General features: G+C 63.7%; 13 protein-coding genes. All 13 read right to left on the minus strand.

Annotated elements, in window-relative coordinates; translation table 11 throughout:
- Positions 1-19: 19 nt before the first annotated feature.
- A complete protein-coding gene (gene dnaB / locus CXR00_RS05415; RefSeq protein WP_104053439.1) occupies positions 20-1,402 on the minus strand; it encodes a replicative DNA helicase in 1,383 nt (460 codons plus the stop codon).
- Positions 1,403-1,990: 588 nt separating this feature from the next.
- A complete protein-coding gene (gene rplI, locus CXR00_RS05420; RefSeq protein WP_104053440.1) occupies positions 1,991-2,440 on the minus strand; it encodes a 50S ribosomal protein L9 in 450 nt (149 codons plus the stop codon).
- An 18-nt stretch (positions 2,441-2,458) separates the two neighbouring features.
- Positions 2,459-2,698 (minus strand): 30S ribosomal protein S18, encoded by a 240-nt coding sequence (gene rpsR / locus CXR00_RS05425; RefSeq protein WP_003800144.1) that lies wholly within the window; start codon positions 2,696-2,698, stop codon positions 2,459-2,461.
- A 147-nt stretch (positions 2,699-2,845) separates the two neighbouring features.
- Complete coding sequence (locus CXR00_RS05430; protein ID WP_104053441.1) at positions 2,846-3,415, minus strand: single-stranded DNA-binding protein; 570 nt, start codon at positions 3,413-3,415, stop codon at positions 2,846-2,848.
- 33 nt (positions 3,416-3,448) lie between these two features.
- A complete protein-coding gene (rpsF, locus tag CXR00_RS05435; RefSeq protein WP_104053442.1) occupies positions 3,449-3,802 on the minus strand; it encodes a 30S ribosomal protein S6 in 354 nt (117 codons plus the stop codon).
- 205 nt (positions 3,803-4,007) lie between these two features.
- Positions 4,008-5,282, minus strand: a complete 1,275-nt coding sequence (locus CXR00_RS05440) for a M18 family aminopeptidase (protein ID WP_104053443.1) — start codon at positions 5,280-5,282, stop codon at positions 4,008-4,010.
- 179 nt (positions 5,283-5,461) lie between these two features.
- A complete protein-coding gene (locus tag CXR00_RS05445) occupies positions 5,462-6,340 on the minus strand; it encodes an ABC transporter permease subunit (RefSeq protein ID WP_104053444.1) in 879 nt (292 codons plus the stop codon).
- Between the two features lie 2 nt (positions 6,341-6,342).
- Positions 6,343-7,311: an ABC transporter ATP-binding protein gene (locus CXR00_RS05450; protein ID WP_104053445.1), complete on the minus strand. Its 969-nt coding sequence runs from the start codon at positions 7,309-7,311 to the stop codon at positions 6,343-6,345.
- A 186-nt stretch (positions 7,312-7,497) separates the two neighbouring features.
- The gene (locus CXR00_RS05455) at positions 7,498-8,349 is read right to left on the minus strand and encodes an ABC transporter permease (RefSeq protein ID WP_104053446.1); all 852 of its coding nucleotides are present in this window, start codon (positions 8,347-8,349) and stop codon (positions 7,498-7,500) included.
- Positions 8,346-9,293 carry an ABC transporter ATP-binding protein gene (locus CXR00_RS05460; RefSeq protein ID WP_104053447.1) on the minus strand — a complete coding sequence of 316 codons (948 nt, stop codon included), beginning with the start codon at positions 9,291-9,293 and terminating at the stop codon, positions 8,346-8,348. Before CXR00_RS05460 ends, CXR00_RS05455 begins: the two co-directional genes overlap by 4 nt.
- A gap of 45 nt (positions 9,294-9,338) precedes the next feature.
- Positions 9,339-10,184 carry an ABC transporter permease gene (locus CXR00_RS05465; RefSeq protein ID WP_104053448.1) on the minus strand — a complete coding sequence of 282 codons (846 nt, stop codon included), beginning with the start codon at positions 10,182-10,184 and terminating at the stop codon, positions 9,339-9,341.
- Complete coding sequence (locus tag CXR00_RS05470) at positions 10,181-11,254, minus strand: ATP-binding cassette domain-containing protein (RefSeq protein ID WP_104053449.1); 1,074 nt, start codon at positions 11,252-11,254, stop codon at positions 10,181-10,183. Before CXR00_RS05470 ends, CXR00_RS05465 begins: the two co-directional genes overlap by 4 nt.
- 85 nt (positions 11,255-11,339) lie before the next feature.
- A complete protein-coding gene (locus CXR00_RS05475; RefSeq protein WP_258060276.1) occupies positions 11,340-12,566 on the minus strand; it encodes an MFS transporter in 1,227 nt (408 codons plus the stop codon).
- Positions 12,567-12,574: the final 8 nt, after the last annotated feature.

A 12,574-nucleotide genomic window follows, 5' to 3' on the forward strand; every position in this document is an offset into this window, starting at 1 on the left:
AATTCTAGTCGGGCGGCGGCTAGAAGCCTGAGCCGCCCTCCACCGCCATGTTGGAGAAGCGGGAGTAATGGCCCTGAAAGCCCACCACGATGGTTTTGGTGGGCCCGTTGCGGTGCTTGGCCACAATGACGTCTGCCTCGCCGGCGCGCGGGGATTCCTTGTCATAGATGTCTTCACGGTGCAGCAGGATGACCATGTCGGCGTCCTGCTCAATGGAGCCGGATTCACGGAGGTCGGACACCATGGGTTTCTTGTCGGTGCGCTGCTCAGAGCCTCGGTTCAGCTGGGAGAGCGCAATCACCGGCACTTCCAACTCCTTGGCCAGCAGTTTCAGCGCACGGGAGAACTCCGAAACTTCCTGCTGCCGGGACTCCACCTTTTTGCCCGAGGACATCAGCTGCAGGTAATCCAACACCACCAGCTTGAGATCATGGCGCTGCTTCAGACGGCGGCACTTGGCCCGGATCTCCATCAGGGACATGTTCGGGCTGTCATCGATGAACAGCGGGGCGTCATTCATCCGGCCCATGGTGGTGGCAATCTTGCCCCACTGCTCGTCCTTGATGGTTCCCTTGCGCAGGTCCTGCAGCCCGATGGTTGCCTCGGCCGAAAGCAGGCGCATGGCAATCTCGTTGCGGCCCATTTCCAGCGAGAAGAAGACAGTGGTCATGTTGTTCTTGATGGCCGCGGACCTGGCGAAGTCCAGCGCGAACGTGGACTTACCGACAGCCGGACGGGCGGCAATGACGATCATTTGTCCGGGGTGCAGCCCCTGGGTCAGCTCGTCGAGTTCGTAGAAGCCGGTGGGCACACCGGTCATGCCTTCGCCGCGGTGGCCGGCCGACTCAATCTCGTCCACCGTTCCTTCGATGATGTCCTTGAGCGGTACGTAGTCCTCGGCCGTGCGGCGCTCAGCCACGGCGTATACCTCGGCCTGGGCGGCGTTGACGATGTCGTCGACTTCCATGCCGTCGCTGGAGTAGCCCAGTTGGACGATCTTGGTGCCGGCGTCCACGAGCCGGCGGAGGACCGCACGTTCACGCACAATCTCCGCGTAGAAACCGGCGTTGGCAGCGGTGGGAACCGACTGGATCAGGGTGTGCAGATACGCGGGCCCGCCGATGCGGCCAATCTCACCGCGCTTGGTGAGTTCATCCGACACGGTGACGGCGTCCGCAGGCTCGCCGCGGCCGTACAGGTCAATGATGGCTTCGAAAATGGACTCGTGCGCAGGGCGGTAGAAGTCAATGCCGCGCAGGACCTCAACGACGTCGGCGATGGCGTCCTTGGAGAGCATCATGCCGCCCAGCACCGACTGCTCGGCAACCAGGTCCTGCGGCGGTGTCCGCGCAAAGTCGGAGCCCGAACTCGATGCCGGTGAGTCAGTATGCGTGAGCGACACTGTGTAACCCTTTCCCAAGGTACTGCTGTGGTGCGATCCCTGCCCGGTGGGCAGCTGCTTCAGGTCTATCCCGCCGCGGTGACACTTTCGTGTGCGGCGGCTGCCGGTCCAACGGCACCGTCCCGGTAAGGGGCAAGGAGTCGAATAGGAGGGATTCACCCGCAACCGTAGTCCTGAAACCGCCTGCTCCCAAACGAGTTATCCACAAGCCTTGTGGACAAGGTGTTCATAACTGGGCGTGTCTTGTGCACAGGTTGGGTATAAGGGTGTGGATAAACTATTAATTTCTCTCAAAACATGGCTCTGACATGGGGAAACGTTCATCCACACCTGTGTATAGAAGGTATTTTTCGTCAACATTCATCACCTGGTTTCAGGTTGACAGATGATAAAAACAGGCCTATGGGGTGAAGTTATCCCCGGCGGGCAGGCAATTTTCCACAGCCGATATCCACAGACACGCCGCGGTGACGCCGCCCAGGGGTGCACAACGTCCGCTGAGGCTTCCGGGCATGCAAAAGCGCCCCCCGCTAACGCGGAGGGCGCTGACGCTCTACACGCCCTCAGGGCGTGTTGACGGCCGAATTACTAGCTGGCTACGACGTTGAGGTCGATGACAGCAGCAACGTCGTCGTGCAGACGAACGTTGGCCTGGAAGGAGCCAACCGACTTGATGTGAGTCGGCAGTTCAACCTTGCGCTTGTCGATGGTGCCGAGACCGGCAGCCTCGACAGCAGCAGCAACGTCGGCGGGCTTGACCGTGCCGAAGAGGCGTCCGGACTCGCCGGCCTTGACGGTCAGGGTGACCGGCTTGGCGGAGAGTGCAGCAGCCTGCTTCTGAGCATCTTCCAGGGAAGCGTGCTCGCGGGCAGCGCGGGCAGCCTTGATGGACTCAACCTGCTTCTCGCCACCCTTGGTCCAGGTCAGAGCGAAGCCACGGGGCAGCAGGAAGTTACGTGCGTAACCGTCCTTTACCTCGATGACGTCGCCGGCAGCGCCGAGACCGGTTACTTCGTGGGTCAGAATGAGCTTTGCCATGTGTTTAGGTTCCTTTCCTTAGCCGCGGCCAGCGCCGGAGTACGGCAGGAGAGCAACTTCACGGGCATTCTTGATTGCCTGTGCAATTTTGCGCTGTTCCTGCACGGTTACGCCAGTTACGCGACGGGCGCGGATCTTTCCGCGGTCGGAAATGAACTTGCGCAGCAATGCTACGTCCTTGTAGTCGATGACAGTGATGTCAGCGGCCTTCAAGGGATTGGACTTTGGTTTGGGCTTGCGAAGTTCAGCCTTAGCCATCGTGGAGCTCCTTATGTCTGGTGGAGCCCGTGGATCATTCCACGGGATGGGCTCGACGGCGAATGCCGTCTGAGGTTGCGCCCGAAGGCGCAGGGGTGAAGTGCTGCACGCTTACCGCGAGGCAAACGTGCCGCTCCTCGGTTGAGATTAGAAGGGAGGATCGTTGGAATCCGGTCCGTTGCCCCAGCCGCCGGCGTTTCCGCCGCCTGCAGGAGCACCCCAGGGATCGTCAGCCGGCGCAGCCTGTGGCTGCTGCTGGCCGCCGCCCCATGCGGGGTTGGAATTGCCGCCGAAGCCGCTGTTTCCGGAGTTTCCGCTGTTGCCGCCAAAGCCGCCGCCACCGCCGCCGGAGCGCTGGGTGCGGGTAACCTTCGCGGAAGCGTACCGAAGCGAGGGGCCGATCTCGTCGACCTCAAGCTCCATTACGGTGCGCTTTTCGCCTTCTTTGGTTTCATACGAACGCGACTTCAGGCGGCCCTGGCAAACAACACGCGTCCCCTTGGTCAGGGATTCGGCCACGTTCTCAGCAGCTTCGCGCCACACAGATGCCCGGAGGAACAGCGTTTCGCCGTCCTTCCAGTCATTTGACGTGCGGTCGAAGGTCCGCGGAGTCGAGGCAATGGTGAAGTTGGCCACTGCCGAACCTGACGGCGTGAACCGGAGTTCCGGATCATTCGTTAGGTTGCCGACGACGGTAATAGTTGTCTCGCCTGCCATGTTGCCTCCTGATATCGGTTTGGTTTGCAGAAATTACTCTGCGGAAACCTTTGCAGCTTCAGCCTTAGCGGCCTTCTTGGCATCCTTCTTCGAGATCTTCTGCTCTTCCGGGCGGATGATCTTGGTGCGCATGATGGTCTCGTTCAGGCTCAGCTGGCGATCCAGTTCAGCAGCAGCTGCAGGCGTCGCGGTGAAGTTAACCACTGCGTAGATGCCTTCAGTCTTCTTCTGGATTTCGTAGGCGAGGCGGCGACGGCCCCAGATGTCGACCTTGTCGATGGTTCCACCATCGTTGCGGACAACATTGAGGAACTTGTCGAGCGAAGGCTCGACTGTACGCTCTTCTACCTCGGGGTCGATGATAACCATCAGTTCATAAGCACGCATTTGTGAACCCACCTCCTTTGGGCTATACGGTCACGGCATTTCCGTAACAGGAGGTTCTTTTGCGTTGTCGTCCCGCCGGGCCTGGGTGACCAGGGGGCAGGAAAAGCGTCGGCGAGGCCGACAGCACAGACTTAGCTAGTCTACCGGACGGCGACAGGTGTTTCTGACGCCGCGCACCCGGAGCCGGCATCTGCGCCGGTTGGCGTCAGCGGATAAAGAACACTTCACTCACCCGTGAAAGGTAGAAGGGATCCTGCACACCGGCCATCTCCCGGGCCGAATGCATGGACAGCAGCGGAATACCGACGTCGACGGTACGGATCCCCAGACGGGTGGCGGTCAGCGGCCCGATGGTGGACCCGCAGGGCATCGAGTTATGGGAAACGAACTCCTGGTAGGGAATTCCGGCGTCCCGGCATAGCCGGGCCCAGCGGGCGGCACCGGGAGCATCTGTGGTGTAGCGCTGGTTGGCATTGATTTTGAGCAGCGGACCGCCGTTGAGCACGGGATGGTTGGCCGGATCATGGCGCTCGGCATAGTTGGGATGCACGGCGTGGCCGGCATCCGCGGAGATGCAGAACGACGCCGCGAAAGCCTGCTGCCGCTCCGCCTCCGACGCGCCCAGCCCGGCCGTAATCCGGTTCAGCACATCTTCCAGGAAGGGGCCTGCAGCACCGGACCGGCTCCCGCTGCCCACCTCCTCGTGGTCGAAAGCAGCCAGCACGGCGATGGAGCCGTCCGTCTTGTTCTCCGCGGCGGCAATCAGCGCCGCCAAACCGGCATGGACCGAGGACAGGTTATCCAGCCGTCCCGAGGCGAAGAACTCATTCTCGGCGCCAAAGGTCCGCGGCTCCTGGGTGTCTGCGGCCACGATGTCGTAGCCGCCGATCTCCTCCGGCGCCAGGCCTGCTTTCGCGGCCAAAAGGCCCACCAGGTCTGCGGCGGAGGGGTCCCCCAGGCCCCAGACCGGGTTCATATGCTGCTGCTTATCCAGCTTCAGGCCCTCATTTACGGCGCGGTCCAGATGGATGGCCAGCTGTGGAAAACGCATCAGTGGTCCGGTTTCCACCAGCCGCTCCTCGCCGTCGAAGGTGACCAGACGCCCGGCGAGCTGGAGTTCGCGGTCCAGCCAGGAATTCAGCAGCGGTCCCCCGTACACCTCCACGCCGGCCTGCAGCCACCCCAGCCGTCCGGTGGTGGGGCGGGGCTTGAGCTTGAAGGACGGCGAGTCAGTGTGGGTGCCCAGGATCGAGAATCCCGTTCCGGGTCCGGCTCCTTCCGGAACGATCCAGGCGATCAGGGCACCGTCCCGCACCACGAGGTACTTCCCGGGCCCGGCCGGCCAGGACCGGTCCTCGCCGAGTTCGGTGAACCCGGCAGCCGCGAGGCGGCGCGCGCCCTCACGGGCCGCATGGAAGCTGGAGGGGGAGGCGCTGACAAAAGCGCCAAGGTCATGAATGTGATCCAATGCATCAGGCATACTCCGATTCAACCAGAGCCTGCTCCGCGCGCGTAATGGCTGCCCGAAACCGTGGACCGCCAACTTGTTAAACACAAAAACTCCCCGCTGTGGAGGAGTTTGAGTGCCCGGCAACGGGGATCCGGGGAAAGAGGCTGCGGCCGTTCTTCCGCATCCTCCGTCCCCGAAGAATTCAGTCCCTAGACGTCGCGGCGTTTGGCCACGAGCAGGGAGATGATCAACAGCGCCACAGCCCAGGCCGCCATAACCAGGCCGCCTTCGAGGGCGGTGAGCTGCCCGGCTTCATCAGCTGGAATCAGGAGCATCCGGTCCCCGGCGTTGGTGGGGAGGAAGCGGGCGGCGTCAGGGATCCAGTCGGCCAGCCCCTGAATGAGGTTCACGATGATCACGGGGAAGACGAAGAACAAGCCAATGGCCGTCACCACGCCGCCGGCAGTGTTGCGCAGGAGCGTGCCGATCCCCATGGAGATCACTGCGATGAACGCCAGATAGGTTCCGGTGTTCAGGATGGAGCGCAGCACCCCGTCTGCAGCCAGGTCGAACTCCAGATTTTCCGCGGCGAGGATTGGCTGGGCCAGGAAATAGGAGATGAATGCCGCGCCGGCACCCAGGACAAAGGCGATGAGGGCAATCACAAGGTTCTTGGCCAGCAGGGCAGGAATGCGGGTGGGAACGGCCACCATGGTGGACCGGATCATGCCGGTGCCCCACTCAGAGGCGATCAGGACAACCGCCAGTGAGGCAATCAGCAGTTGGCCGAAGATGTAGCCGCTGGCCGGTGCCATCAGCGCCTGCTCCCGGAGCATGTCCATGCCTCCACCCATCTGGGCCTGCATTTCCGGAGAAGCGTCCGCCATGAACTCAACGGACATTGCTATCTGCCAGGCATAAAGGGCGCTGAGTCCCACCATGACGACGAGCGTGATGCCCAGGAGGATCACGGTGGAGGGCACGGTGGTGACCTTGATCCACTCCGAGCGCAGGATGCGCCCGAAACTCAGGCCCGAGCCGTCCCGGCTTCGAGCCGGAGCAGGTGTTGGTGCTGTTTGGATGCTCATGCTTACTTTCCTCCGCCGCTGATCAAAGTGGCTTCGGCTGCGGGGGCCTGTGCCTCTGGCTGCTCGATGGCCTGTGACTGGTATTCGATCTGGTCCCGGGTCAGTTCCATGTACGCCTCTTCGAGGGAGGACTGGCGGGGTGTCAGTTCATAGATCAGGATCTGCCGGGCCAGGGCGGCCTCGGCGATGCTGCGCGGATCCCGGCCGGTAATCTCCAGGAGGTCCGGTTCCAGCTGCGTGAACGTGGTTTCACGGTTCTCGAGTTCACGGCGCAGTTCTTCCGGCTGGTCTGTGCGCACCAGCGTGCGGATCTTGTCCTGCCCGGCAATGATCTCGGTAATCGGTGCATCAGCAATGATCCGGCCGCGCCCGATCACGATCAGGTGATCGGCGGTGACGGCCATTTCGCTCATCAGGTGCGAGGAAAGGAACACCGTGCGTCCCTCAGAAGCCAGTCCCTTGGCCAGGTTGCGGACCCACAGGACCCCCTCCGGGTCCAGTCCGTTGACCGGCTCGTCGAAGATCAGGGTCTGGGGGTCGCCCAGCAGTGCGACGGCGATGCCCAGCCGCTGCCCCATGCCCAGCGAGAAGCCGCCCACCCGCCTCTTTGCCACCGGACCCAGCCCGGTCAGTTCAATGACTTCGTTGACCCGCTTGTTGGAGATGCCGTGGGTGGCAGCCAGGGCGCGCAGGTGGTTGTACGCAGAGCGCTTGGTGTGGACGGCCTTCGCATCCAGCAGGGCCCCCACCTCATGCAGGGGCGCCTTGTGCTGCTTGTAGGGCTTGCCGTTGACGGTGACGGCACCGCCGGTGGGACGGTCCAGTCCCACGATCATGCGCATGGTGGTTGACTTGCCGGCGCCGTTCGGGCCGAGAAAGCCGGTGACTTTGCCCGGCTGGACGGTAAATGAAACGTTGTCCACGGCGGTTTTGGCACCGTAGCGTTTCGAGAGGCCGAGTGCCTCAATCATGGTGATCCTCACATTGGGCGGAAATACATTGGGCGGAAGAAAATCTTGGGGGGCTTCCCCCACCCTAGAGGAGCGGACGGCAGCCCGCACCGTCCTAGAGGATGATTTCGGTGCTTTTCCGGGTCCCCCCGGAGGATGACTCAGGGAAGACCCTGAGTCCGTTCAGGCGCCCGCCCCTGGTCCCGCTTAGACGTCCCGTTTCTTGAGAACGACGACGGCGGCGGCGAGCAGCACCACGGCCCAGCCGGCAAGAATGAGGCCGCCTTCCGCCTGGTTGAACGCATCCGGCTGGACCCGTGTGGCTACCAGCGCGGCAGAGGCGCTGCTGGGCAGGAAGCGCTCGGCGTCTTCCACCCAGTCCGCAAGGCCGGAGAGCAGTCCGGTGATAATCGGCAGGACAAATAGTGCTCCGACGAGGGTCACCACTCCCCCGGCCGTATTGCGGAGCAGGGCACCGATGGCCACGCCCATGACGGCGATCAGGGCCAGCACCGTGCCGGTGTTGATGATGGACGGCAACACCCCTTCAGCATCCAGCCCAAAATCCAGGTCGGAACCGGACAGTATCGGCTGGGCCACCAGATAGGTGGTGAACGCCGCCAGGACACCAAGAACGAAGGAAATGACAGCGATCACGAGGGTCTTGGCCAGCAGTGCGGGGGTGCGGGTGGGCACGGCCACCATGGTGGAGCGGATCATGCCCGTGGTGTATTCGGATCCGATCAGCACCACGGCCAGCGCGGCGATCAGCAGCTGGCCGAAGGGCAGCCCCGATGCCGGGATGTCATAGGCCAGGCTCTGCGCTGAGGTGCCGAATCCTTCGGGAGGGCCGGCCGCCGGGTCATTCACCAGCTGAACCGTTCCCCAGGCGACCAGGGCGCCCAGCCCAACCATCACCGCGAAGCTCACCGCCAGCAGGATAACGGTGGAGGGGACCGTGGCGGTCTTGATCAGCTCGGAATGCAGCACCCGGGCGAAAGTGACACGGCCGGCGGCGGAACTCCGGGGCCCCCGTGCGGCCGCTGCTGCTGTGCTCATGATTGTTGTCCTTCTCCGGCCGGCAGATAGGGGGCGGTCCTCTGCTGTGACTGGTACTCAACCTCGCCGCCGGTCAGCTCCATGTAGGCGTCCTCCAGGGAGACCTGCTGCGGGGTGAGCTCGGTGATGAGGATCCCCCGGGAAAACGCCGTTTCAGCGATGCTGCGGGTGCTCAGACCAAGGATCTCCAACTGATCCGCCTCCTGTCTGCGCACTTCCACTCCCGGCGAGCCGAGGGCGGCGGCCAGGGCACCTGTGTCGTCCGTGCGCACCAGGACACGCTCCTGCTTGCTGCCGGCGATTACCTCGTCGATGGGAGCATCGGCCAGGATCCGGCCGCGGCCAATCACTATCAAATGGTCGGCGGTCACCGCCATCTCGCTCATCAGGTGGGAGGAGATGAAGACGGTGCGGCCTTCGGCTGCCAGTCCCCGGACCAGGAAGCGCACCCATTTCACGCCTTCCGGGTCCAGTCCGTTAACCGGCTCATCCAGGATCAGGGTTTGCGGGTCCCCCAGCAATGCCGCTGCCAGACCCAGCCGCTGTCCCATGCCCAGCGAGTACCCGCCGACCCTTTTCCGCGCCGCGGATCCGAGGCCCGTGAGCTCGATGACTTCGTTGACGCGGGCCGCGGAAATGCCTTCGGTGGCGGCCATGGCCCGCAGATGGTTGTAGGCGGTGCGTTTGGGATGTGCTGCCTTAGCCTCCAGCAGGGAGCCCACCTCATGGAGCGGAGACCGGTGCCCGGCGTACGGTTTTCCGTTGACGGTCACGGTGCCGGCGGTGGGATGGTCCAATCCGACGATCATCCTCATGGTGGTTGATTTTCCGGCACCGTTCGGCCCAAGGAATCCGGTGACCTTGCCCGGCGGAACCGAAAAGGTAATGCCGTCGACGGCGGTTTTGTCGCCAAAGCGCTTGGTGAGTTCGCGTGCCTCGATCATGGTGTGTCCTCACACTTGGTGTTTCCATCTTGCAGCCTGGGGTTCCTACCGGGAACTCACGGACTCAAACTTCCTCACGGCAAGCGGAACAAAGATGAGCAGCATTACCGCCGATCCGATCAGCACCGTGGCCACCGCGTGCTGCATGGGCCAGGTGTCGGGCACCGGGGTGGTTCCCAGGTTTCCGAACAGCTCCCGGACGGCCTGGACCAGGGCTGAGACGGGGTTCCAGTCCGCGAAAATGCGCAGCGGCGTGGGCAGCGTGGAGCTTTGCACAAACGCATTGGAAATGAAGGTGATGGGAAACAGGATCATGAAGGAGGCATTGTTGATGGTTTCGGGGGTGCGCACGGTCATGCCGAGCAGCGCCATGACCCAGCTGAAGGAGTAGGAGAAAAGCAGCAGGAGCCCCACGGCGGCCAGGAAGGACGCAAAGGACGTATTGACCCGCCAGCCCACCAGTAACCCCGTGCCCATCATGATCAGCACCGAAATCGCGTTGAGCACCAGGTCCGAGTTGGTCCGTCCGATCAGTACTGCGGAGGGGCTCATGGGCAGGGTGCGGAATCTGTCGATGATTCCCTCCTTCAAGTCCTGGGCCATGGCGGCACCGGAGAAGGTGGAGCCGAAGACCACGGTCTGCGCAAAGATCCCGGCCATCAGGTACTGCGTATAGTCCGTGCCGGCGACGTTGATGGATCCGCCGTAAACCTGGCTGAACAGCAGCACGAACATGACCGGCTGCAGGACGGCGAAAATGATCATGTCCGGGGAGCGCTTGATCTTGATCAGGTTCCGTTTGGTGACCGTCCAGCCGTCACCGGCCCAGTTGGCCGCGGCCGAGTTACCGCGGGCGGCGGCTGCAGGAAGCCTGGTTGCGGCGGCACTCATCGGCGCGCTCCTTCCCTGTGCCGGGCTGCCTTGCCGTGTCCTTCAGCGGTGACAGGGGCCTCCGGTTCCTGTTCCTCCTCCGCCGGCCGGCCGGTCAGCTGCAGGAACACGTCATCGAGGGTGGGCCGTCGGATGCCGGCGTCGTGCAGTCCAATGTCCTGGGTTTGAAGGTCCGCCAGAACCAGCTGCAGGGAGGCCGGACCGTTCTGAACCGCCACCTCCAGGGTCCTGCCGTCATCAGCGGTGTGGGGTGCAGCGGATCCGTGCCGGGCGAGTATCTCCCGTGCCGCGCCGGCGTCGTTCCCGTCCATCAGGGCCACCGCAACACTGTGACCGCCAATCCGGGACTTCAGCTGGTCCGAGGTGCCCTCGGCGATCACTACACCGCGGTCGATCACGGCCACGGCGTCGGCAAGCTGGTCCGCCTCCTCCAAATACTGAGTGGTCAGCAGCAGCGTGGTGCCGGCGGCAACGAGGTCCTTGATGACCTGCCACAGAGCCAGTCGGCTGCGCGGGTCCAGCCCGGTGGTCGGTTCATCCAGGAACAGGACCCGGGGGCTGTTGACCAGGGCGCCGGCCAGGTCCAGGCGGCGGCGCATGCCGCCGGAATAGCCTTTCACCGGCCGGTTGCCGGCATCCGTCAGTTCGAACATGTCGATCAATTCCGCGGCCCGTGTCCGGGCCTCTTTGGCGGACAGGTGGTAGAGCCGGCCCACCATCCGCAGGTTTTCCTGGCCGGTGAGGTTTTCATCGACGGCGGCGTACTGGCCTGAGACGCCGATGATGCGGCGCACTTCCTTGGGGTCGGCCAGCACGTCGATACCGTCAATGCTCAGTGTGCCGGCGTCGGGTTTGATCAGGGTGGTGAGGACTTTGACGGCCGTGGTTTTCCCGGCACCGTTGGGGCCCAGCAGGGCCATGACGGTACCTTCCGGCACGGAGATATCCAGGCCGTCCAGCGCACGGACCGGACCCGATTTGGAGGAATAAACCTTCGTGACTCCCTGTGCCTGGATCAGGCCCTGAACGGGGCCGGGCAGCCCCGAAGAAGAATTGGGGGTAGTGGACATCGTCCGAAGGTAAACCGTGCGGTCAGCGTTCGGAACCCCTATTGCGGACAGCTCCGGTCCGCTGGAGCAAGACCCGACCGGCTGATCAGGGCTCCTGGATCGAGACCTTTTTTTGCTCGGCGGCGGCAGGCGCAAAAATGATGGAAAGCAGCATGGCTGCGCCCACCACCAGCAGGGAATTACGGATTCCCCAGTGTTCGCCCAGGAAGCCGAGCACCGGCGGGCCGATGAAGAAGGCCGAGTAGCCGATGGTGGAGACAACGGACACCCGGGCCGCAGCGTGCGCCGGGTCCTCGCCGGCGGCCGACATGCCCATCGGGAAGCCCAGCGCTGCGCCGATTCCCCACAGGACGGCGCCAAGCGCGGCCAGGGGAAGGTTGGGTGCCAGGACAAAGAGCAGCAGGCCCACGAGGGACGCGCCCATGCAGATCCGCAATGCCGGCACGCGGCCCATCCGGTCGATCAGCCGGGCGCCGAACCAGCGCGTCAGAGTCATGGCGGCCACAAAGGTTGCGAACATTACGGCGCCGGCGGACTCACTGCTTCCCAGCCCGTCCACGGTCGCCTTGGCCACCCAGTCATTGGCGGCGCCTTCGGTCAGCGCCGCGCCCAGAACCACGACGCCGATCAGCAGCGTGCGTCCTTCTTTCCAGGCGCCGAAGCGGGAGGGTTTCACAGCCGCGCCGGTACCGTCGGTGCCGTGGACGGCATGGGACAGCTGCAGGAAGTTGCGCGGCACGATCAGCACCGCAATGCAGACCACGGTCAGGATGGCCAGCAGATGCAGGGACAGCGAGATACCCAGAGCGGACAGGCCGGCGCCGATCAGGGCGCCCACAAAGGAACCACCGGAGAACGCCCCGTGGAATTTAGGCATGATGTTCCGGCCAAGCCGGCGCTCCACGTCCGCGCCCTCCAGGTTCATCGCGACGTCCCAGCCGGCAATGCCGACGCCAAAGATCAGCAAACCCACGGCCGTCAGCGGAATCGACCCCAGGTACAGTCCCGCGGCGATGATCAGGGATGCGGCCGACGTCGTGATCCCGCCGGCACGCACAGTGCCGGCGGTGCCGATCCGCTGTGCCACCGAACCGGCCAGCGGAAGGGCCGTTACCGAGCCGATCGCGGAGAACAGCAGCAGCAGCCCCACGCCGGCCGCACCAATACCGAGGTCCTGGGCCGCGGCGGGAATGCGGGCCGCCCAGCTGGCAAAGACAAGGCCGTTGAGGCCGAAAACTACGAAAACGGCAATGAGTGCCTTGTTGAGGGCAGTCTCTCTTTGGGCAGTGTCAATCGGGTTCTTTTCGGTCACGGCAATAT

Source organism: Arthrobacter sp. 9E16 (assembly GCF_002929435.1).
Taxonomy (GTDB): Bacteria; Actinomycetota; Actinomycetes; order Actinomycetales; family Micrococcaceae; genus Arthrobacter_B; species Arthrobacter_B sunyaminii.

Excerpts from the sequence above, each read along its gene's own strand:
- CXR00_RS05445 (WP_104053444.1), bottom strand. The coding sequence starts at position 6,340 with ATGAGCATCCAAACAGCACCAACACCTGCTCCGGCTCGAAGCCGGGAC.
- CXR00_RS05440 (WP_104053443.1), bottom strand. The coding sequence starts at position 5,282 with ATGCCTGATGCATTGGATCACATTCATGACCTTGGCGCTTTTGTCAGC.
- CXR00_RS05455 (WP_104053446.1), bottom strand. The coding sequence starts at position 8,349 with ATGAGCACAGCAGCAGCGGCCGCACGGGGGCCCCGGAGTTCCGCCGCC.
- rpsF (WP_104053442.1), bottom strand. The coding sequence starts at position 3,802 with ATGCGTGCTTATGAACTGATGGTTATCATCGACCCCGAGGTAGAAGAG.
- rplI (WP_104053440.1), bottom strand. The coding sequence starts at position 2,440 with ATGGCAAAGCTCATTCTGACCCACGAAGTAACCGGTCTCGGCGCTGCC.
- CXR00_RS05430 (WP_104053441.1), bottom strand. The coding sequence starts at position 3,415 with ATGGCAGGCGAGACAACTATTACCGTCGTCGGCAACCTAACGAATGAT.
- CXR00_RS05465 (WP_104053448.1), bottom strand. The coding sequence starts at position 10,184 with ATGAGTGCCGCCGCAACCAGGCTTCCTGCAGCCGCCGCCCGCGGTAAC.
- CXR00_RS05460 (WP_104053447.1), bottom strand. The coding sequence starts at position 9,293 with ATGATCGAGGCACGCGAACTCACCAAGCGCTTTGGCGACAAAACCGCC.
- rpsR (WP_003800144.1), bottom strand. The coding sequence starts at position 2,698 with ATGGCTAAGGCTGAACTTCGCAAGCCCAAACCAAAGTCCAATCCCTTG.
- CXR00_RS05450 (WP_104053445.1), bottom strand. The coding sequence starts at position 7,311 with ATGATTGAGGCACTCGGCCTCTCGAAACGCTACGGTGCCAAAACCGCC.
- CXR00_RS05470 (WP_104053449.1), bottom strand. The coding sequence starts at position 11,254 with ATGTCCACTACCCCCAATTCTTCTTCGGGGCTGCCCGGCCCCGTTCAG.